This window comes from Streptomyces sp. NPDC004266, from assembly GCF_042874095.1.
Classification (GTDB): domain Bacteria; phylum Actinomycetota; class Actinomycetes; order Streptomycetales; family Streptomycetaceae; genus Streptomyces.
The window spans coordinates 99447-120946 of sequence record NZ_JBIAMM010000001.1 but is presented as its reverse complement, the minus strand read 5'-3'; the positions used below and the strand labels follow the sequence as shown (position 1 = coordinate 120946).

17 protein-coding genes are annotated in these 21500 nt (G+C 73.3%); 9 read left to right on the top strand and 8 right to left on the bottom strand.

Annotated features, from left to right (window positions below; all coding sequences use genetic code 11):
* Positions 1-56 precede the first annotated feature (56 nt).
* Positions 57-1241 carry a TerD family protein gene (locus ACFYUZ_RS00480; RefSeq protein ID WP_389304988.1) on the top strand — a complete coding sequence of 395 codons (1185 nt, stop codon included), beginning with the start codon at positions 57-59 and terminating at the stop codon, positions 1239-1241.
* Between the two features lie 52 nt (positions 1242-1293).
* Entirely contained in the window at positions 1294-3879 is a 2586-nt protein-coding gene (gene pepN / locus ACFYUZ_RS00475) for an aminopeptidase N (protein WP_389304987.1), read from the top strand.
* 131 nt (positions 3880-4010) lie between these two features.
* Here the strand turns inward: pepN and alc are convergent, their stop codons facing one another.
* The 4 genes from alc to ACFYUZ_RS00455 form a co-directional block, all read right to left on the bottom strand.
* The gene (gene alc, locus ACFYUZ_RS00470) at positions 4011-5135 is read right to left on the bottom strand and encodes an allantoicase (protein ID WP_389304985.1); all 1125 of its coding nucleotides are present in this window, start codon (positions 5133-5135) and stop codon (positions 4011-4013) included.
* Between the two features lie 116 nt (positions 5136-5251).
* Positions 5252-6172, bottom strand: coding sequence for a LysR family transcriptional regulator (locus ACFYUZ_RS00465; protein WP_389304983.1), 921 nt, complete (start codon positions 6170-6172; stop codon positions 5252-5254).
* Positions 6173-6238: 66 nt separating this feature from the next.
* Positions 6239-7180 (bottom strand): DMT family transporter, encoded by a 942-nt coding sequence (locus ACFYUZ_RS00460; protein ID WP_389304981.1) that lies wholly within the window; start codon positions 7178-7180, stop codon positions 6239-6241.
* A gap of 5 nt (positions 7181-7185) precedes the next feature.
* Complete coding sequence (locus tag ACFYUZ_RS00455; protein WP_389304979.1) at positions 7186-8151, bottom strand: EamA family transporter; 966 nt, start codon at positions 8149-8151, stop codon at positions 7186-7188.
* Between the two features lie 148 nt (positions 8152-8299).
* On the opposite strand from ACFYUZ_RS00455, the gene ACFYUZ_RS00450 reads away from it, so the two are divergent.
* Complete coding sequence (locus tag ACFYUZ_RS00450; protein ID WP_389304977.1) at positions 8300-8806, top strand: MarR family winged helix-turn-helix transcriptional regulator; 507 nt, start codon at positions 8300-8302, stop codon at positions 8804-8806.
* Positions 8807-8933: 127 nt separating this feature from the next.
* Here the strand turns inward: ACFYUZ_RS00450 and ACFYUZ_RS00445 are convergent, their stop codons facing one another.
* The 3 genes from ACFYUZ_RS00445 to ACFYUZ_RS00435 are packed head-to-tail and all read right to left on the bottom strand — an operon-like array spanning position 8934 to position 11528.
* Positions 8934-9164: a hypothetical protein gene (locus ACFYUZ_RS00445; protein WP_093876079.1), complete on the bottom strand. Its 231-nt coding sequence runs from the start codon at positions 9162-9164 to the stop codon at positions 8934-8936.
* Positions 9165-9184: 20 nt separating this feature from the next.
* Positions 9185-11326, bottom strand: coding sequence for a 4-alpha-glucanotransferase (malQ, locus tag ACFYUZ_RS00440; protein ID WP_389304976.1), 2142 nt, complete (start codon positions 11324-11326; stop codon positions 9185-9187).
* A 1-nt stretch (position 11327) separates the two neighbouring features.
* A complete protein-coding gene (locus ACFYUZ_RS00435) occupies positions 11328-11528 on the bottom strand; it encodes a hypothetical protein (RefSeq protein WP_389304975.1) in 201 nt (66 codons plus the stop codon).
* A gap of 236 nt (positions 11529-11764) precedes the next feature.
* On the opposite strand from ACFYUZ_RS00435, the gene ACFYUZ_RS00430 reads away from it, so the two are divergent.
* Entirely contained in the window at positions 11765-14884 is a 3120-nt protein-coding gene (locus tag ACFYUZ_RS00430) for a beta-N-acetylglucosaminidase domain-containing protein (RefSeq protein WP_389304973.1), read from the top strand.
* A gap of 57 nt (positions 14885-14941) precedes the next feature.
* Here ACFYUZ_RS00430 and ACFYUZ_RS00425 read toward each other — a convergent pair whose 3' ends face one another.
* Positions 14942-15505 (bottom strand): HNH endonuclease, encoded by a 564-nt coding sequence (locus tag ACFYUZ_RS00425; RefSeq protein ID WP_389304971.1) that lies wholly within the window; start codon positions 15503-15505, stop codon positions 14942-14944.
* Between the two features lie 256 nt (positions 15506-15761).
* Between ACFYUZ_RS00425 and ACFYUZ_RS00420 the strand changes: the two genes are divergently transcribed.
* From ACFYUZ_RS00420 to ACFYUZ_RS00400, 5 genes are all read left to right on the top strand, one after another.
* On the top strand, positions 15762-16820 hold the full coding sequence (locus ACFYUZ_RS00420; protein ID WP_389304970.1) for a mechanosensitive ion channel family protein: 1059 nt from the start codon (positions 15762-15764) through the stop codon (positions 16818-16820).
* Between the two features lie 183 nt (positions 16821-17003).
* Positions 17004-18218, top strand: coding sequence for an ROK family protein (locus ACFYUZ_RS00415; RefSeq protein ID WP_389304968.1), 1215 nt, complete (start codon positions 17004-17006; stop codon positions 18216-18218).
* Positions 18219-18293: 75 nt separating this feature from the next.
* Positions 18294-19637, top strand: a complete 1344-nt coding sequence (locus tag ACFYUZ_RS00410) for an ABC transporter substrate-binding protein (RefSeq protein WP_389304966.1) — start codon at positions 18294-18296, stop codon at positions 19635-19637.
* 6 nt (positions 19638-19643) lie between these two features.
* Complete coding sequence (locus tag ACFYUZ_RS00405; RefSeq protein WP_389304964.1) at positions 19644-20585, top strand: carbohydrate ABC transporter permease; 942 nt, start codon at positions 19644-19646, stop codon at positions 20583-20585.
* Positions 20586-20588: 3 nt separating this feature from the next.
* Positions 20589-21497 (top strand): carbohydrate ABC transporter permease, encoded by a 909-nt coding sequence (locus tag ACFYUZ_RS00400; RefSeq protein ID WP_389304962.1) that lies wholly within the window; start codon positions 20589-20591, stop codon positions 21495-21497.
* Positions 21498-21500: the final 3 nt, after the last annotated feature.

Here is a 21500-nt window from a genome sequence, read left to right as displayed (position 1 = left end):
CTTCCCGTTGCGGGGAGCCGCCCCTCCGGCGTGCCCGCCCGTGCCAGAGTTCCCCCATGACCCAGATACCCAAGGGGGCCGACCTCCCGGTGCCCCCGCAGGCCCTTCACGTCGCGGTCAGCTGGCGCACCGGGCACGGGGTGCCCGACGTGGACGTCTCCGCGCTGCTCCTCGGCGCCGGGGAGCGGGTGCGGGGCGACGCCGATCTGGTCTTCTACAACCACGCCGAGCACCCCTCGGGGGCCGTCCGGCACCTGGGGAAGTCGGCCCCGGGCGCTCCCGGCAGCCCGGCCGCGGACTGGCTGTGGCTGGACCTCGCGCGCGTGGAGCCCGACGTGGGGCGCCTGGTGATCGCCGCCTCCGCCGACGGGGGCTCCTTCGGGGAGGTGCCCGGCCTCGACGTGCGGGTCACCGACGGGGCCGGGAACCCCGTGGCGTACTGCGCGATCGGGGACGCGACGACGGAGACCGCCTTCGTCTTCGGCGAGTTCTACCGGCGGGACGGCGGCTGGCGGTTCCGCGCGGTCGGTCAGGGGTACGCCTCGGGGCTCGCCGGGCTCGCGACGGACTTCGGCATCGTGGTGGAGCACCCGCCGCCGCCGATCCCGGGCCCCGGCTACGTCCCGCCGCCCCCTCCCCCGGCGCCCGCCGCCCCGCCCGTGCCGGTGGCCGATCCGTACGGCGGGGAGTTCCGGCCCTCCGTGTACCAGGGACGCGGCAAGAAGACCGTGCACTGCGACCCGGGCCTCCCGGCGGGGCACTGGGTGCTCCTGGAGATCGAGTCGTACCACTCGCTGTCCACCACGATCGAGTCCTGCGACGCGTACGGGCGGGCCGAGGAGTACCTGCTCACGGCGTACGAGGACGACGTACGCGCGCGTACCGTCGCCCTCGTCCCGCGCGCCCGCCCGCTGTCCCTGCGGGTGGAGGCCGACACACCGTGGACGCTGCGGGTGCTGCCGCTCTCCCACGCCCGCCGTTTCGACAGCCGGGTGGAGGGCCTCGCACACGATCTGGTGATCTACGAGGGGCCGGCCGGGGTGCTCGACTTCGCGCACCACGGGGAGTCCGACTTCACGGTCCACCAGCACACCCCGCCGCTGGACCCGCTCTACGACGACGAGGAGCAGGACCTGCTGGTGAACGAGATCGGCGAGGTCCGGGTGAGCGCCCCGGTGCCGGGGCCGGGGCTGCTGCGGATCAGCGGTGACGGGCCGTGGAAATGTTCCGTGCGCCGCTGAGCCGGCGCGTGGAAGGATGGCCCAAACGTCACGAAACCGAGGAGTTGACCGGGTGCCTGGGACCAACCTGACCCGTGAAGAGGCTCAGCAGCGGGCGGCGCTGCTGACCGTGGACGCGTACGAGGTCGAACTCGACCTCACCGGTGCGCAGGAGGGCGGCACCTACCGGTCCGTCACCACCGTCCGCTTCGATTCCGCCGAGGACGGCGCCGAGACCTTCATCGACCTCGTCGCCCCCGCCGTCCACGAGGTCGTGCTCAACGGCCGCGCGCTCGACGTCGCCGCCGTCTTCCGCGACTCGCGGATCGCGCTCGACCGCCTCGCCCTGGGCCGCAACGAGCTGAAGGTCGTCGCCGACTGCGCGTACACCAACACCGGTGAGGGCCTGCACCGCTTCGTCGACCCGGTCGACGACCAGGCCTATCTGTACACCCAGTTCGAGGTGCCGGACGCGCGGCGGGTCTTCGCCTCGTTCGAGCAGCCCGACCTGAAGGCGACCTTCCAGTTCACCGTGAAGGCGCCGAGCGGCTGGTCGGTGATCTCGAACTCGCCGACGCCGAAGCCCGAGGGCCCCGATTCGACCGTATGGCGCTTCGAGCCGACCCCGCGCATCTCCACGTACATCACGGCCCTGATCGTCGGCCCGTACCACTCGGTGCACTCGACGTACGAGAAGGACGGACAGGTCGTCCCGCTGGGCATCTACTGCCGTCCCTCGCTGGCCGAGTTCCTCGACGCGGACCACATCTTCGACGTGACCCGCCAGGGCTTCGACTGGTTCCAGGAGAAGTTCGCGTACGACTACCCCTTCGCCAAGTACGACCAGCTGTTCGTGCCGGAGTTCAACGCGGGCGCGATGGAGAACGCCGGCGCGGTCACCATCCGCGACCAGTACGTCTTCCGCTCGAAGGTGACGGACGCGGCGTACGAGCGGCGCGCCGAGACCATCCTGCACGAGCTCGCCCACATGTGGTTCGGCGACCTCGTCACCATGGAGTGGTGGAACGACCTGTGGCTGAACGAGTCGTTCGCCACCTACACCTCGGTCGCCTGCCAGGCCGCGGTGCCGGGCACCCGCTGGCCGCACGCCTGGACCACCTTCGCCAACGCGGAGAAGACCTGGGCCTACCGCCAGGACCAGCTGCCGTCGACGCACCCGATCATGGCCGAGATCAACGACCTGGAGGACGTGCTCGTCAACTTCGACGGCATCACGTACGCCAAGGGCGCCTCGGTCCTGAAGCAGCTCGTGGCCTACGTCGGCCAGGACGAGTTCTTCAAGGGCGTGCAGGCCTACTTCCAGGCGCACGCCTTCGGCAACACCCGCCTGTCCGACCTCCTCGGCGCCCTGGAGGAGACCTCCGGCCGTGACCTGAAGACCTGGTCGAAGGCGTGGCTGGAGACGGCCGGCATCAACGTCCTCCGCCCGGAGATCGAGACCGACGGGAACGGCGCCATCACCGCCTTCGCCGTCCGCCAGGAGGCCCCCGCGCTGCCCGCCGGTGCCAAGGGCGAGGCCGTGCTCCGCCCGCACCGCATCGCGATCGGCTTCTACGACCTGGACGGGTCCGGCAAGCTGGTCCGCACCGACCGCCTGGAGCTGGACATCGCGGCGGCCGAGCTGACCGCCGTGGAGCAGCTGGTCGGCAAGGCCCGCCCGGCGGTCGTCCTCCTCAACGACGACGACCTGTCGTACGCCAAGGTCCGCTTCGACGCGGAGTCCCTGGCGAACGTCACCGCGCACCTCGGCGACATCGCCGAGTCCCTGCCGCGCGCCCTCTGCTGGGCCTCGATCTGGGACATGACCCGCGACGGCGAGCTGGCCACCCGCGACTACCTGGACCTGGTGCTCTCGAACATCACCAAGGAGTCCGACATCGGCGTGGTGCAGTCGCTCCACGGCCAGGTGAAGGCCGCGCTCGACCTGTACGCGGCGCCGGAGTGGCGCGAGGCCGGCCTGGCCCTCTGGACGGACGCGACGCTCACGCACCTGCGCGCGGCCGAGCCCGCCGGCGACCACCAGCTGGCGTGGGCGCGCGCCTTCGCGGCGACCGCCCGCACCCCGCAGCAGCTGGACCTGCTGGCGGCCCTCCTGGAGGGACGCGAGTCGATCGAGGGCCTGGCGGTGGACACCGAGCTGCGCTGGGCGTTCGTGCAGCGCCTCGCGGCCACCGGCGTCTACGACGAGCCGGAGATCGCGGCCGAGCTGGAGCGCGACCCCACGGCGGCGGGCGAGCGGCACGCGGCGACCGCGCGCGCGGCCCGTCCGACGGAGGCGGCGAAGGCGGAGGCCTGGGCCTCGGTCGTCGAGTCCGAGAAGCTGGCGAACGCCGTGCAGGAGGCCGTCATCGGCGGCTTCGTCCAGGCCGACCAGCGCGAGCTGCTCGCCCCGTACGCGGAGAAGTACTTCGCGTCGATCAAGCACGTCTCGGAGACCCGCAGCCACGAGATGATCCAGCAGATCGTGGTCGGCCTCTACCCGACGCTCCAGGTCTCGCAGGAGACGCTGGACGCGACGGACGCGTGGATCGCCGCGAACGACCCGGTCCCGGCGCTGCGGCGCATGGTGACGGAGTCCCGCGCGGGCGTCGAGCGCGCGCTGAGGGCGCGGGCGGCCGACGCGGCGGCCGCGAAGTAGTCCGCACCGTTCGAACGACGAAGGGGCGCCCTCCCCCACGGAGGCGCCCCTTCGCCGTGCTTGGAGTCCGCCCGGCGGACGGGCGTCGGCGCGCGGCCGCGCCGCCGGGCGGAAGCGTGTGGGCTCGCCGCTCAGCCGCCGAGCGCCGCGTACCGGGCGCGCAGGTCGGCCGCGCCCTGCTCCGTGAGCGCCCCGTGGAGCCGCATCCGGGCGACGCCGCCGTCGGGGAAGGCGTCGAGGCGGACGTGGGTGACGACGGCCTGCGCGGGCAGCTTGAAGCGGTGCAGGGTGTCGGGCTGGAGGCGGGTGCGCGGGATGATCTCGAACCACTCGCCCGGCTCGCCGTTGCGGCCCTGGAGCGCGATCCAGCCGGCCGAGTTGCCCTTGAGGTAGGCGGTGTCGATCTCGACGGCGCGGACGGCGCCCTGGGCGACGAGCTTGAAGCGGACCCAGTCGTTGGTGCCGCGGACCCGGCGGCGGCGGTTCTCCCAGCCGTCGTCCATCTTGCGGGAGGTGCCGGGCAGGATGATCTGGGTCGGCGAGGAGTAGAACCTGTCCGAGGCGTCCTCGTAGGAGCCGCCGTTGAGCACGGCGATCAGGTCGAGGGTGCCGAGGAGCTCCAGCCACTCGGGGTCGGGCACGACCTCGCCGTGGACGCGGAGCCGGGCGACGCCCCCGTCGGGGTGCTGGCAGAGCCGTACGTGGGTGAAGCGGCGCTCGGCGTCGATGGTGAAGCCGTTGGCGGCGTGGCCGCGGACGGGGGTGGGCGGGACGAGCTCCTCCCACTTCGCGTCGAGCAGCTCGGCGGGGCTGGGCGAACCCTCGACGGCGGCGGCCTGGATGCTGACCTTCTGCGGGTAGTTGCCGCGGAAGTGGGCGGTGTCGACGATGATCCCGCGGATGACGCCGGGGGCGCCGAGACGGACGATCGCCCAGTCGTGGTCCTCGGGGGCCGGGAAGACGTTCTCGGCGTCGGCACCACGGCGGCGGCGGGTCTCCCAGCCGTCCATGATCTTGCCCTTGTGGCCGAAGTGCTCCGGGTCGAAGACGGCGCGCTCGCGGACGAGGAGGTTCTCCCGCTCGGCGAAGAACTCGTCGTTGGCGGCGACGACGCCGGCGCCGAGGCGGCGGTCGGCGAGGTCGACGAGCTCGGTGAAGGGGAAGTCACCGGCGCGGTAGTCGGCGTAGGGGTCCCCGCCGGAGTAGGGGGCGGCGTCGTTGGCGTGCGGGTCCTGGTTCGCGTCGAGGCTGCTCATGGCTTCGACTCTCCCGCGCGGCCCGCCCTCCGGTCCATCGAATGTTTTCGACGATGTATTTCAGTTTCGCTGAACGATTGCAGGGGCGGCTCCGCTGGGCGGTCGCGGGGGCGGTTCTACTGCACGGTCTCGCGGGCCGCCGCCGCCTGTCGGAGCGCGGCGAGGACCCGGGCCACCGCCGGGCCCTCCTCCGCCCCGCTCCGCACCGCCGCGACCACGTGGCGGCGCGGCTGGTCGGCGGAGAGGACCCGCATGACGACCCCGGTCCCGCTCCGGCGGTCCGCGGAGGCCATCCGCGGCACGAGCGCGATCCCCATCCCGGCCTCGACCATGGCGAGGATCGCGGTCCAGCCGGAGGCGCTGTGGGCCTGCTCGGGCACGAAGCCGGCGGCCTCGCAGGCGGCGGTGGTGATCTCGGACCAGGGTCCCGAGCCGCCGAAGATCCAGGGCTCGGCGGCGAGGTCGGCGAGCCGCAGGCCGGGGGCGTCGGCGAGCGGGTGGTCGGCGGGCAGCGCGACGTCGAGGGGGTCGGCGAGCAGCGGGAAGCGGCTGTACTTGGGGTCGCGCGCGGAGGGCGCGTGCGCGGCGAGCGAGAGCGCGAGGTCGACCTCGCCGGCCGTGAGCAGCTCGTACGCCTCCGCGGCCTCGGCCTCCCGGATCCGGACGTCGAGCCCGGGGTGGGCGGCCCGCAGCTGGCGCACGGCGGGGACGAGGAGCGCGGGCACGGACGTCGGGAAGGCCGCGACCCGCACCTGGCCGGCCTCGCCCCGCAGGTAGCCGTCGAGTTCGGCGTCGGCGCGCTCCAGCTGGGCGAAGACCACCTCCGCGTGGCGCAGCACCAGATGGGCGGCGTCGGTGAGGCGGACCCGGCGGCCCTGGGCCTCCAGGAGCCGCACGCCGAGCTGCTTGGCGAGGTTGGTGAGCTGCTGGGAGACGGCCGAGGGGGTCATGAGCAGCGCCTCCGCGGTCGCGGTGACGGTGCCGCGGTCGCGGAGGGTGCGGAGGATCTGGAGCTTCTTGATGTCCCACTCGGTCATGGGGCGCAACATAGCGGGCCCTGTCCGCCCGGGTGCCTCCGCCCGGCCTGATCCGAAAGACAGGCCCTAGGGGGCGGAGCTCAGGGCCACTCCGCCGAGGATGAGGACCATGCTCGCGCCGCCGAGGAGGCCGAGCCGTTCGCCGAGGAGGACGTACGAGAGGAGGGCGACGCAGACCGGCTGGAGGTAGTAGACGATCCCGGCGCGGGCGGCGCCGATCAGGGTGACGGCCTTGTTCCAGGCGAAGAAGGCGACGGCGGAGGAGAGGACGCCGACGTAGACGAGGGGGCCGACGGTGCCGGTGGTGGGCTCGAAGCCGCCCTGGACGGCGAGGCTCATCCCGTACGCCGGGAGGAGCATGAGGGCGCCGAGGGAGAAGGTGGTGAAGAGGAAGGCGAGGCCGCCGAGTTCGGCGGGGCGGCGCTTGAGGAGGGCGCTGTAGGAGGCGAAGCAGAGGGCCGCGGCCGTGACCCAGAGGTCGCCGGTGGCGAGGTCCGGGCTGAGCGAGCCCTTGCTGACGAGGAGCAGGACGCCGGCGCAGGCGATGAGCATGCCGGTGGTGCGGCGCGGGCCGAGGCGGTTGCCGCCGAGGCGGGCGAAGACCGCCATGAGGACCGGGGACGCGGCCATGATCATGCCCATGTTGCCGGCGGAGGTGGCGGTCCCGGCCTGGTTGACCAGGGTGTTGTAGACGGTGATGCCGAGCAGCGAGGCGAGGGCGAGGAAGCGGAGGTGACGCCGGATCAGGTGGCGCTGGCGCCAGGTCTCGCGGGCGGCGAGCGGGGCGACGGCGACGAGGGCCACGATCCAGCGCCAGAAGGCGGCCTGGACCGGGGGGACCGTGTCGTGGAGGGCGCGGGCGACGACGAAGCTGCCGGACCAGACGACGGTGGCGAGGAGGGCGAGGAGCACGCCGAGGCCGGCGCCCTTGGCGGGTGCCGGCCTCTCGGTGGGTGCGGTGGTGCTGTCGGTGGCGGTGGTCGGGTTGCGGGCGGTGATCAGGCTCATGCCCGCTACCGTCGCGCCCCCGAACCCTCCAGGTCCATCGAAACTTCCTGACCGTTCTTTTCAGTTGCACTGAACGATTCGACCTCGGGAGCCTCGGGAGCCCGGGGGGTCTCGGTGGCGCGGGGGTTCAACTGGCCGACCAGGGTGGCGCCGAAGGCGATCGCCATGCCGAGGACCTGCACCGGGCCGAGGGCCTGACCGAGCGCCGCCCAGCCGATGACGGCCGCGGTGATCGGCGAGAGGGGACCGAGGAGGGTGGCCGAGGAGGCGCTGAGCCGCTCGATGCCGCGGAACCAGAGGAAGTACGAGATCGCGGTGTTGCCGAAGGCGAGGTAGGCGTAGCCGGCCAGGTTGGTGCCGGTCAGGGCCGGCGGGGCGCCCTCGACCAGGAAGGCGATGGGCAGGATGACCAGGCCGCCGGCGGTGAGCTGCCAGCCGGTGACCGCGAGGGCGCCGACTCCCTCGGGGCGGCCCCAGCGCTTGGTGAAGACGATGCCGGCGGACATCGAGAGGGAGGAGAGCAGTCCGGCGCCCACCCCGATCAGGTCGAACGCGGCTCCGGCCTTGAGGACCACGAGGCTGACGCCGAAGGCGGCGGCGACGGCGGTGAGCAGGGACTTCACCGTGGGCCTCTCGCCGAGGAAGAGGGCCGCGAGACCGACGACGAAGAGCGGGCCGACGGAGCCGACGACCGCGGCGACCCCACCGGGCAGCCGGTAGGCGGCGAGGAAGAGCAGCGGGAAGAAGGCGCCGATGTTGAGGGCCCCCAGGACCGCGGACTTCCACCACCAGGCGCCCTGCGGGAGCTTGCGGGTGAGGGCGAGGAGGGCGAGGCCGGCAGGCAGGGCGCGCATGAGGCCGGTGAAGAGCGGCCGGTCGGGCGGCAGGAACTCGGTGGTGACGAAGTAGGTGGAGCCCCAGGAGATCGGGGCGAGGGCGGTGAGCGCGGTGACTGCTGCCTTGCGGGACATGACGGTTCCCCCTGCGGTGGAGTGCCGGAGCGGCGGGCGCCGGACTGGCTTCGTGGTGATTAACTTACCACTAAGCTACTTTCTCGCAAGAGGCTTTTTCGTAAGTGACTTTCTTGCGATCGAGGAGCGGAGAAGGGAACCTGAGGACATGAAGACGCACACCCCCGGCCATGACGCCGTCGATGCCATCGCCGACCAGTGGGCGGCCGTCCGCCCCGACCTGGACACCGTCCCCATGGCGGTCTTCGGGCGGATCTACCGGCTCTCGGACGCGATGCGCGGCAAGGTGGACAAGGCGTACGCGCCCTACGGCATGGCGCTCGGGGAGTTCGACGTGCTCGCGACGCTGCGCAGGTCCGGAGCGCCCTACACGCTCTCGCCGCGCCAGCTGTCCGCCACGCTGATGATCACCACCGGCGGGATGACCGGCCGGCTGGACAAGCTGGAGAAGGCCGGGCTGCTCACCCGCAGCCCCGACCCGAACGACCGGCGCGGGCTGCGCGTCACCCTCAGCGAGCGCGGCAGGGAACTGGTGGACCAGGCCGTCGAGGCCGGCCTCGCGGAGCAGCGGGCGGCCCTGGAGGCCGCGCTCACGGAGGAGGAGAGGGACCAGCTGACGGGGCTGCTGCGCAAGCTGCTCGCGACCACCGTGTGACACGGCGGGGCGGCGGGAGGGGCCTCCTCGCGAGGCCCCACGGCCAGGCGGGGGCCCCGGACGCATGCGAGGGCGCCGCGCGGTACCTCGTACCGCGCGGCGCCCTCGGCCGAGACCTCTGAGGCGGTTACGCCTTCTTCTTGGACTTGTCGAGCACCATCACCAGGCCGGCGATCACCAGGAACAGCACGAGCGGCGCCGCCACGTACAGGCCGAGGGTCTCGACGACACTCAGCTTGGGGGCCGGGTCGTCGCCGTCGTCGCGGGTGTTCGCGAGCGCGGGGGACGACATGAGCAGCATCATCAGCGTCGTACCGGCCGCGAGCGAGCCGGCGCGCAGAGCGTTCTTCTTGTCCACGGTGCAAACGTAGCGAACACCTAAACGCGCCGCGCGTCCGGGGGTGCCGTACGGGCGTCCGAAGGCACCCCGCGGCCCCCCGGCGGCGCCGCGCCGGCGTCCGGGGCCTCCGTCCCGGTCCGGAGCTCGCGCAGCAGGCCGTGGGCCCGGGGCGAGGCGGCGAGCTGCTCCAGGGTGAGCGGCTGGCCGTCCGGACCCGCGAGCGGCAGCCGCCAGTTGGGGTACTGGTCCCAGGTGCCCGGCAGGTTCTGCGGCCTGCGGTCCCCCACCGCGTCCGGCAGCCAGACGCCGACCATCCGGGCCGGGGTGGCGAGCAGGAACCGGTGGACGGCCCTGATCTCGGCCTCCTCGTCCCCCGGGCCCTCCGGCAGCAGCCCCTTCCGCTCGAAGACGTCCAGCCACTCGGCGGTCTCCGCCGCGTCCGCCGCCCGCTCGCGCTCCAGGTCGCCGGCGAGCAGCCCGAGCCGGTGCCGCAGGCCGATGTGCTCGCCGGAGAGCCGGGCGGCGGTGGAGGGCAGGTCGTGGGTGGTGGCGGTGGCGACGCACTCCGCGCGCCACTCCCCCGCGGGCAGCGGCCGGCCGGTGCCCTCCCAGTCCCGCTCGAACCAGAGCACGGAGGTCCCGAACACCCCGCGCCGCGCCAGCTCCTCCCGCACTCCGGGCTCGACCGTGCCGAGGTCCTCGCCGATGACGAGGGCGCCGGCGCGGTGCGCCTCCAGGACGAGGACCGCGAGCATCGCCTCGGCGTCGTACCGGACGTACGTGCCCTCGGTGGGCTCGCGGTCCTCGGGCACCCACCACAGCCGGAACAGGCCCATCACGTGGTCGATGCGCAGCGCGCCCGCGTGGCGGAGGAGCTCACGGAGGAGCCCCCGGTACGGGGCGTAGCCGGCGGCGGCGAGGGCGTCGGGCCGCCAGGGCGGCAGGCCCCAGTCCTGGCCCCGGGAGTTGAAGGCGTCGGGCGGGGCTCCGACCGACATGCCGGCCGCGAAGGCCTCCTGCTGGGCCCAGGCGTCCGAGCCCTCGGGGTGGACGCCGACCGCCAGGTCGTGGACGATCCCGATCTCCATGCCGGCCTCGCGGGCGGCCGCGGCGGCGTCGGCGAGCTGCCGGTCCGTCAGCCAGGCCAGCCGGCAGTGGAAGTCGACCCGGGCGGCCAGCTCGGGGTCGGCGCGCACGGCGGCCTCCGCGGTGCGCGGCGCGCGCAGCTCCTCGGGCCAGGTCCGCCAGCGGGGGCCGTGCCGCTCGGCGAGGGCCTGGTAGGTGGCGTGGTCCTCCAGGGCCCGGCCGCGCTCGGCGAGGAAGTCGTGGAAGTCGGCGCGGCGGCCGGGACCGGGCTCCACGGTGCCGAGCACCAGCTCCAGGGCCCGCCGCTTGACCTCCCAGACGGCGTCCCGGTCGATCAGGGCGCCCTTGTCGAGGACCTGGCCGCGCAGTTCGGCCGCCTCGGCGAGGATCCGGTCGAGCTCCTCGCGGCGCTCGGGCCCCACGAGGGCGTACTCGGGGATCTCCTCGATCCGCAGATGGACGGGGTCCGGGAAGCGCCGCGAGGACGGCCGGTACGGGGAGGGGTCGCTCGGCGCCCCGGGCACGCCCGCGTGGAGCGGGTTGACCTGGACGAACCCCGCGCCGTGCGCGCGGCCCGCCCAGGTGGCGAGCTCCCGCAGGTCGCCGAGGTCGCCCATGCCCCAGGAGCGGGTGGAGAGCAGCGAGTACAGCTGGACGAGCAGTCCGTAGGCGCGGCGTCCGGGGCCGGGCACGCGCGCGGGGCTCACGATCAGGGTGCCGGTGGCCGCGCGTCCGTCGGGGGCCTGCGCCTCCACCGTGTGGACGCCCAGCGGCAGCCCGGACCAGTCCCGGCCGGTGACGACGGCTCCGTCCTCGGTGGTGACGCGCAGGCGGGTGCCGGTCGGCAGGCCCTCCGGCGGGCGGGCCGGGCCGTCGCCGCGGTGGCGCACCAGGGTGGGCGGCAACAGGCGCTCGCGGTCGGCCCGCTCCGCCGCGTCCAGGGCGGCGGCGACCGCCTCGGGGGTGGCCGCGTCGACGCCCAGGGCGGCGAGGACGGCCACCACGGTGGCGTCCGGCACGGGCACGGTGACGCCTTCTGACGGGCTGTGGACGGTGGCGACGCCGTGACGGGCGGCGAGACGGGCCAGGGTCACTTCACACTCCGGGGGACTCCGGGCCGCCCGCGCTGCCGGGGGCGGTGGGTTCGCTGGTCAGGGGTGCCGCCACGGCCAGCGGCGGCTCGCTGGTGAGGGGGGAGGCGTCGGGCAGGGGCGGCTCGCTGGTCAGCGGTTCACCGGTCTGCGCCGACTGCTGGGGAACGCGTATGCGTCCGAGATCGCGGGCGGTCGTGGTCACGGGGGTCTCCCGGTTCGTCTCGACAGGTTTGACCTGGGCAATGACAGAGCCCTACCCAGCGCACCTCGTTTTACCGGCGGATCGTGGCGAAATGACGTCACCTCGCCGACGGCTCGCCGGGCAAAGCCGACACATCGGCCACGCGCATTGACACCCCTGTGCGACGGGTGGTGGGCTCGTGACCCACTCGTGACCAACCGGCGAAGCTGCCGGACCCGGCCGAAGGGAGACCGTCCGTGCACCTCGGGCGCAGGAAGCGCACCGCGACGGCCGTCGCCGCCGCCGTCATCGGCGGCCTCCTCGGCGGCGCGGTGCCGGGCTCGGCGCAGGCGACCCCGACGGCCCCCGCGACCCCGACGGCGCCGGTGCTCCCGACGGCACCGGCGGCCCCGGGCTCCCCCGCCGCTCCCCCGACTCCCACCGCTCCCGCCCCGCCCCCGGCCGCAGCCACCGGGTCGGCCCCGCCCGCCGTCTGGCCCCGGCCGCAGTCCCTGACCGCCACCGGGTCCTCCGTACGCCTCGGGGACGAGGTGACGCTGCTGGCGGACGCCGACGCCGATCCGTACGCCCTCGCCGCCCTGCGCGAACTGCTGCGGGCCGCCGGGGTGCGGACCGTCCACACCGGCCTGCCGGGCCGGGGCCCGGTCCTGCGGGCCGCGGGCCCCTCCGGCGAGGGCGCCGAGGAGGCCCTGACCGCCCTGCGCGTCCCCGAGCGGCTCGATCTCCCGCGCGGTGGCTACCGGCTCGCGACGGGCCGCTTCCAGGGGCGGGACACCGTCGTCCTGGACGGCGTCGGCGAGGACGGCCTGTTCCACGCCGTGCAGACGCTGCGTCAGCTCCTCGGCACCGGCCGGGAGGTCCCCGGCGTCGTCGTCCGCGACTGGCCCGGCACGGCCGAGCGCGGCATCACCGAAGGCTTCTACGGCCGTCCCTGGACCCTGGAACAGCGGCTCGCCCAGCTGGACTTCCTGGGCCGCACCAAACAGAACCGCTATCTGTACGCGCCCGGGGACGACCCGTACCGCCAGGCGCAGTGGCGCGAGCCCTACCCGGCCGCGCAGCAGGGCGAGTTCCGCGCGCTCGCCGAGCGGGCCCGCGCGAACCACGTGACGCTCGGCTGGGCCGTGGCGCCCGCCCAGTCCATGTGCCTGGCCTCGGACGGCGACGTGACGGCGCTGACGCGGAAGCTGGAGGCGATGTGGGAGCTCGGAGTGCGCTCCTTCCAGCTCCAGTTCCAGGACGCCTCCTACGACGAGTGGCACTGCGACCGGGACGCCGACGCCTTCGGGCGCGGCCCCGAGGCCGCGGCCACCGCCCACGCGCGCGTGGCGAACGCCGTCGCCCGGCGGCTCGCCGAGCGGCACCCGGACGCCGAGCCGCTCACCGTGATGCCGACGGAGTACTACCAGGACGGCGCGAGCGCGTACCGGACGAGGCTCGCCGAGGCGCTCGACGCGGACGTGCGGGTGGCGTGGACGGGCGTCGGCGTCGTCCCGCGCACGATCACCGGCCGGGAACTGGCGGGGGCGCGCGAGGCGCTGGGCGAGCACCCGCTGGTCACCATGGACAACTACCCGGTCAACGACTACGCCCAGGACCGGCTCTTCCTCGGTCCCGCCACGGGCCGCGAGCCCGCCGTGGCCGCCGGGTCCGCCGCCTTCCTCGCGCACGCCATGGAGCAGGCCGCGGCCTCCCGCGTCCCGCTCTTCACCACCGCCGACTACGCCTGGAACCCGAGGGGCTACCGGCCCCGGGAGTCCTGGCGGGCCGCGGTGGACGACCTCGCGGGACCGGACCCCGCCGCCCGCGAGGCGCTGCGCGCGCTCGCCGGGAACGGCTCCTCGTCGATCCTCGACCCGTCGGGCGAGTCGGCCTATCTGAAGCCGCTCCTGGCGGCGTTCTGGGCGTCCCGCACGAGCACCGGCACGGCCGCGCGGGAGAAGGCGGCGCGCGAGCTGCGGGCCGCGTTCACGGTGATGCGCCGCGCCCCCGAAGGGCTCACGGCCACGGCCGGCGGCGCCCTCGACGACGAGACGGGCCCTTGGCTGGAGCAGCTCTCCCGGTACGGCCGGGCGGGCGAGGCGGCGGTCGACATGCTCCTCGCCCAGGCGCGCGGCGACGGCGCGGCGGCCTGGCGGGCACAGCTGGAGCTGGAAGGGCGGCGGAAGGAGCTGAAGGCGAGCCGGGTGACGGTCGGTTCGGGGGTCCTCGATCCGTTCCTCACGCGCGCGGTGGCGGAGTCCGCCGCCTGGACCGGCGCCGACCGGGCCCCGGCGGCCCGGGCCGACCGCGCCCCCGGCTCGTACACCGTGCGGCTCGACCGGGCGCGGCCCGTGGAGGCCCTGACGGTCATGGCCGAGCCGGGCGGGGCCGGCGGGCGGGGGGACGCGCGCGTGGAGGCGTACGTCCCGGGCGAGGGCTGGCGGCCGCTCGGCCCGCTGTCGGCGTCCGGGTGGACGCAGACCGAGCTGAAGGGGCTGACGGCGGACGCGCTGCGGGTCGTGTGGAGCGGTGACGGGCCGGGGCCGGGGGTGCGCTCGCTGGTGCCGTGGTTCGCGGACGGGCCGCGGGCCGGTCTCGAACTCGCCAGGACCGAGACGGACGCGGAGATCGGCGGTCCGGCGCAGCGGGTGGACGTGGAGTTGACGGGCCGACGCGCGGGCGAGGTGCGCGGGGCGCTGACGGCGAAGGCCCCGAAGGGGATCGTGGTGCGGCTGCCGGCGCAGGCCGTCGTGGAGCGCGGCGCGCGGACCGGCGTGCCGCTGGAGGTGTCGGTGGCGGCGGGCGTGCCGGCCGGTTCGTACCGGGTGCCGGTGTCCTTCGCGGGCGAGGAACGGGTCCTGACGGTGCGGGCCTTCCCCCGGACGGCGGGCCCGGACCTGGCGCGGGGGGCGACGGCCTCCTCCTCGGGCGACGAGACCCCGGACTTCCCGGCCTCCTCGGCGGTGGACGGCGACCCGGCGACCCGCTGGTCCTCGCCGGCGGAGGACGGCGCCTGGTGGCAGCTGGAGCTGCCCGAGCCGGCCCGGATAGGGCAGGTGGTGCTGCACTGGCAGGACGCGTACGCCTCCCGCTACCGGGTCCAGGTCTCCGCCGACGGGCGGATCTGGCGGACGGCGGCGACCGTCGCGGACGGCAGGGGCGGCCGGGAGTCGGTCCGGATGGACGCGGCGGACACCCGTTTCCTGCGGGTCCAGGGGGAGACGCGGGCGACCCGTTTCGGCTACTCGCTCTGGTCGGTGGAGACGTACGCGGTGGCCCCGCGGCAGGAGCCGAAGGCGCCCACGGCGCCGGAGGCACCGAAGACGCCGGAGACGCCGTCCGAGGACACGCCGGAGGAGCGGCCCGCACCCTGAGGCGCGCGCCGCTCCGTTCCGTACCGGCAAAGCCCCCGCGTACGCGAAAGGCCCGGTTCAACCCGTCGTCAGCGCCCTCGCGGGGGTGTCTGCGACGGAGTCGATCCGGGCCATCACGTCCACGGCGCCGTACGGTTCCAGGTACGGCAGCCAGCGGGGGTCCCGGTGGCCGGTCCCGATGATCCGCCAGGCCAGGCCGGTCGGCGGGGCGGGTTGGTGCCGCAGCCGCCAGCCCAGCTCGCGCAGGTGCCGGTCGGCCTTGACGTGGTTGCAGCGGCGGCAGGCCGCCACCACGTTCTCCCAGGCGTGCGTGCCCCCTCGGCTGCGCGGGATGACGTGGTCGACGCTGGTGGCGACGGCCCCGCAGTACGCGCAGCGCCCGCCGTCGCGCGCGAAGAGCGCCCGGCGGGTCAAGGGAACGGGCCCCCGGTAGGGGACCCGCACGAAGCGCTTCAGTCGCACCACACTGGGGGCGGGGAGGACTTGGGACTCGCTGTGCAGGAAGGCGCCGGACTCCTCGAGACAGAGAGCCTTGTTCTCCAGTACGAGGACGAGTGCGCGGCGGAGCGGTACGACGCCGAGCGGCTCGTACGACGCGTTGAGGACCAGGACGTGCGGCACGGATGCCTCCTATGACGCCGGCGGCGCGTGGCTCGCGCCGGGACGAACTGCTCTCAGTCTCTCCTCATGCCTGGTCGCGGCGCCACCACGTATCGGAATCGGGGTGGCGGCCCCGGGGTGTTCTCGACCACATCGGCATCTCTCCCTGCTATGTGCCCAGGTGAGGTCGGTCTCTCCCTCGAACAGGGCTACGGGACCACCTCCGACGCCCCGTTACTGTGGATGGCCTGCGTACGCGATGCCTGGAGGTTGTCCCGTGTCCTGGTCCGCCCTGGCGGCTGCCACCGAACCCGAACCGATGCCGGTGACCCTGGACGAGGCCGCGGAGCGGGCCACGAACGCGGCCAGCTGGGTGGAGGAGAACTGGTCCACCTGGCTGAACACCGGGCTGCGCATCCTGCTGATCCTGGTCGTCGCGCTGCTGCTCCGGATGGCCGTCCGGCGGGCCCTGACGAAGCTGATCGAGCGGATGAACCGCTCGGCGCAGGCGGTGGAGGGGACGACGCTCGGCGGTCTCCTGGTCAACACCGAGCGGCGGCGGCAGCGCTCGGAGGCGATCGGGTCGGTGCTCCGCTCGGTGGCGTCCTTCCTGATCCTGGGCACGGCCGCGCTGATGATCCTCGGCGCCTTCAAGATCGACCTGGCGCCGCTGCTCGCCTCGGCGGGTGTGGCCGGTGTGGCGATCGGTTTCGGCGCGCGGAACCTGGTGACGGACTTCCTGTCCGGCGTCTTCATGATCCTGGAGGACCAGTACGGCGTCGGGGACTCGGTCGACGCGGGCGTGGCCTCCGGCGAGGTCGTCGAGGTGGGCCTGCGGGTGACCAAGCTGCGCGGGGTGGACGGCGAGATCTGGTACGTGCGCAACGGCGAGATCAAGCGGATAGGGAACCTCAGCCAGGGCTGGGCGACGGCCGGTGTGGACGTCACCGTCCGGCCGACGGAGGACCTGGAGAAGGTGCGGGCCGTGATCGCCGAGGCGGGCGACGCCATGGCGAAGGAGGAGCCCTGGAACGAGCGCCTGTGGGGCCCGGTGGAGGTGCTCGGTCTGAGCGAGGTGCTGCTCGACTCGATGACGGTCCGGGTGTCGGTGAAGACGATGCCGGGCAAGAAGCTGGGCGTGGAGCGCGAGCTGCGCTGGCGCATCAAGCGGGGCCTGGACGAGGCCGGCATCCGGATCGTGGGCGGGATTCCGCCGCAGGCCGAGGAGAAGCCCGCCGACCCGACGGCCGGCATGGCGGCCCCGTCGGTGTTCGCCTCGACGACCTCGCCGCAGTCGACGGCGGCGACCCCGCTGCCGAAGGACCTCTCCAAGTAGTCCGTCCCGCCCCTCCGGCCCCTTCAGGGGCCCGCGCCCCCGCAGGCGACGCTTCGGCCGCCTTCGGGGGCGTGTCGCGTCCCCGGGTATTGACGCCTCCGTGACGGCCGCCTTACCTTCCTCCCAACAAAACAGGAAACTTTCCTAACAGTGTGTGTCACCGATGAGGGCAGGTGCGAGTTCATGGCCGGTACCATCCCGGGAACCCCCGGCACCCCGCGCGTCCTGCGGGCCATGAACGACCGCGCCGCCCTGGACCTGCTGCTGGAGCACGGCCCCCTCTCGCGGACCCGGATCGGCAAGCTCACCGGACTGTCCAAGCCGACCGCCTCCCAGCTGCTCGCCCGCCTCGAAGCGGCCGGTCTCGTCGTCGCCACCGGCACCACCGAGGGCCGGCCCGGGCCGAACGCCCAGCTCTACGCGGTCAACGCGCGGGCCGCGTACGCCGCCGGACTCGACGTCGACCAGCACCGCATCCACGCCGCCGTCGCCGACGTCACGGGTGAGATCGTCGGCGAGTACGAGCTCCGCACCCCAGGCCGCTCCGCCTCCGGAGTGGTCCGCCAGGTCACCGACGCCCTCGCCGGCGCCGTCGGGGCGGCGGGCATCGCCCGCGAGGACGTGCGGCGCCTGGTCATCGGCACCCCCGGTGCCTTCGACCCGGCCACCGGGCGCCTGCGCTACGCCTCCCACCTGCCCGGCTGGCACTCCCCCACCCTCCTGGAGGAGCTGGCCGCCGCCCTCCCCATGCCGTTCGAGTACGAGAACGACGTCAACCTCGTCGCCGTCGCCGAGCAGCGCCTCGGCGCCGCCCGGGGCCACGCCGACTTCGCCCTGCTGTGGAACGAGGGCGGGCTCGGCGCCGCCCTCGTCCTCGGCGGGCGGCTGCACCGGGGCTTCACCGGGGGCGCCGGCGAGCTCGGCTTCATGCCCGTGCCCGGCACCCCGCTCGTCCGGCAGGTCACCAAGGCCAACTCCGGCGGCTTCCAGGAGCTCGCGGGCATCCAGGCCGTGCCCCGGATCGCCCGCGCCGCCGGGATCGAGACGCCCGACCACCCCTTCGTGCCGGTGGTGACCGGGCTGCTGTCCCGGGCCGCCGACACCCACGGGGACGACCCGCGGTACGCGGAGCTGCTCGACCGCTACGCCGAGCGCCTCGCCACCGGACTCGCCTCCCTCGTCGCCGTCCTCGACCCCGAACTGATCGTGCTCTCCGGGGCCGCCCTCGTCTCCGGCGGCGAACCCCTCCGCGCGCGCGTGCAGTCCGAACTCGCCGACCTCGCCCCTTCCCGGCCCCGGCTCGTCCTCTCCGCCGTGCGCCGGAGCCCCGTGCTGCGCGGCGCCCTCGAAAGCGCCCTCGCCACCACGCGCGACGAGGTCTTCGACACCTCGCGCTGACCGTCCCCGCCCCTCCGCGCCGCCCGTCCCCGTCCCTCCGTCCAGCCCGGAACCCGTCCCTCAGGGAGACCCGCCATGCCCGTACGTCCGCGCAGAGCCGCCGCCGCGCTCGCCGCCACCGCCTCGATCGCCCTCTTCGCCTCCGCCTGTACCGGCTCCGCGAACAACGCGGCCACCGACGACCCGAACGCGCAGACGACGATCACGTTCTGGCACGGCTGGTCGGCGCCCGCCGAGGTCAAGGCGATCGAGGAGAACGTCGCCCGCTTCGAGAAGGCCCACCCGAACATCAAGGTGAAGCTCGTCGGCAACATCAACGACGAGAAGCTCGGCCAGGCGCTGCGCGCGGGCGGCTCGAACGGACCGGACGTCGTGTCCTCGTTCACCACCTCCAACGTCGGCAAGTTCTGCTCCTCGGGCGCGCTCGCCGACCTGGGGCCCTTCATAGCGAAGTCGAAGCTGGACCTGGACAAGACCTTCCCGAAGGTCCTCCAGGAGTACACCCAGTTCGAGGGCAGGCGGTGCTCGATGCCGCTGCTCTCCGACGCGTACGGCCTCTACTACAACAAGGACGCCTTCAGGAAGGCCGGTCTCGACCCCGAGGCCCCGCCGAAGACCTGGTCCCAGTTCGCCGAGGTCGCCAAGGCGCTCACCAAGTCCAAGGGCGACTCCTACGAGCAGCTCGGCTTCATGCCGAACTACCTCGGCTACGAGACCGTCGTCGAGCACTACATGTCGCAGTGGGACCACGCGTACTTCGACGGGGACGGCAGGTCGAACGTCGCCAAGGACCCGGCCTTCGCCGAGATGATGACGTACCAGAAGTCGCTGGTGGACTCCCTCGGCGGCTTCGAGAAGCTCGACAGGTACCGCACCACCTTCGGTGACGAGTGGGGCGCCAAGCACCCCTTCCAGACCGGACAGGTCGCCATGCAGCTGGACGGCGAGTGGCGGCTGAACTTCATCAAGGACGCCAAGGTGAAGTTCGACGTCGGCGTCGCGCCGCTGCCCGTCGCGGACGACGAGATCGCCGAGTACGGCAAGGGCTACCTCTCCGGCACGATCATGGGCATCGCGCCGCAGAGCAAGAAGCAGAACGCGGCCTGGGAGCTGGTCAAGTACATGACCACGGACACCGACGCCGTGGTGGGCTTCGCGAACGCCATCGGGAACGTGCCCTCCACCTTCGAGGCGCTGAAGTCCCCGAACCTGAAGTTCGACGACCGCTTCAAGGTCTTCCTGGACATCGCCCGCCACCCGGAGTCCACCACCCCGGACGGCGCCGTGAACGGCCCCGCCTACCAGGAGACCCTCTCCAGCCTCGCCCACAAGTACGAGAGCGGAAAGATCACGGACCTCAAGAAGGGCCTCGCCGACGCCGCCGCCCAGATCGACCGCGACATCGCCGCCGCGAAGTAACCCGCCATGACCACGTACACGCTCCGCGCGAAGCGACGGCGCAACGCGCTGCGCACCGCACTGTTCATGTCGCCCTGGCTGATCGGGTTCGGCTTCTTCTTCGCCTATCCGCTGGTCTCCACGGTGTACTTCTCGTTCATGCGCTACGACGGCCTCAACCCGCCGACCTGGCGCGGCCTGGAGAACTGGACGTACGTCTTCTCCGACCTGCCGAAGTTCTGGCCGGCGATGCAGAACACCCTCTGGCTGGCGGTCGTCATGGTGACCTGCCGGGTCGTCTTCGGCCTCGGCGTCGGCATGCTGATCACCAAGATCAAGCAGGGTGCCGGGATCTACCGCACCCTCTTCTACCTGCCGTACCTGGCACCGCCGGTGGCCGCCACGCTCGCCTTCGTCTTCCTGCTCAACCCCGGCACCGGCCCGGTCAACTCGTTCCTGGAGGCGGTCGGCATCCCCGCCCCCTCCTGGTTCAACGACGCGGACTGGGCCAAGCCGGCCCTCACGGTCCTCGCCGTGTGGGGCGTGGGCGACCTCATGGTCATCTTCATGGCCGCCCTGCTCGACGTGCCGAAGGAGCAGTACGAGGCCGCCGAGCTGGACGGCGCGTCCCCGTGGCAGCGGTTCCGGTACATCACGCTGCCGAACATCTCGCCGATCGTGCTCTTCGCGGTCGTGACCGGGGTCATCGGCGCGATGCAGTACTACACCCAGCCGATCGTGGCCGCCAAGGTCGCCTCGGGGGTGATGGGCGGCTCCGGCACCACCTTCCAGCCCGGCTACCCGGACGACTCCACGCTGACCCTCCCGCAGCTGATCTACAGCCTCGGCTTCAGCCAGTTCAACTACGGCGCGGCCTGTGTGGTGGCGCTCGTGCTCTTCGCCTTCTCCATGGCCTTCACCGCGCTGCTGATGCGCCGGCGCGGCGGCCTGATCGGCTCGGGTGACTGAACCATGACGACCGCAACCGCCACCGCCCCCTCGCCCGCCCCCTCTCCCGTACGGTCCGGGGCGAGCCCCGCCGAGAAGCGGGCCCGCCGCAGGTCGCTGCTGCACTGGATCGCCGTGCACTCGCTCGGCATCGCCGCCGCCCTGTTCTTCGTCCTCCCGTTCGTCTTCGTCTTCCTGACCTCCCTGATGAGCGACGAGCAGGCGCTCACCCGGGACCTGACGCCGGACTCCTGGCACTGGGACAACTACGTGCGGGTCTTCCGGACGGAGGGCTTCCTGACCTGGTGGAAGAACTCCCTGCTGTACGCGGGGCTCGGCACCGTCCTCGTGGTGGCGTCCTCGATCCCCGTGGCGTACGCGCTCGCGAAGTTCCGCTTCCGGGGCCGGCACCTGTCGCTGCTGCTCGTCATCGCCATGATGATGCTGCCGCCGCAGGTCGTGATCATCCCCATGTACCTCTTCTGGGCGAAGCAGATGGACCTCTCCGGCACGCTGTGGCCGCTGATCGTCCCGATGGCGTTCGGCGACGCCTTCGCCGTCTTCCTGCTGCGCCAGTTCCTGCTGACCATCCCGAACGAGTACGTCGAGGCCGCCCGGATCGACGGCTGCGGCGAACTGCGCACCCTGGTGCGGGTGGTGCTCCCGATGGCGAAGCCCGGCATCGCCGCCGTCGCCCTCTTCCAGTTCTTCTACTGCTGGAACGACTACTTCGGGCCGCAGATCTACGCCTCCGAGAACCCGGCCGCGTGGACGCTCAGTTACGGCCTGGAGTCCTTCAAGGGCGCGCACCACACCGACTGGAATCTGACCATGGCCGCGACCGTCCTGGTCATGGCCCCCGTGATCCTCGTGTTCTTCTTCGCGCAGAAGGCGTTCGTCGAGGGAGTCACACTGACCGGAGTGAAGGGCTGATAC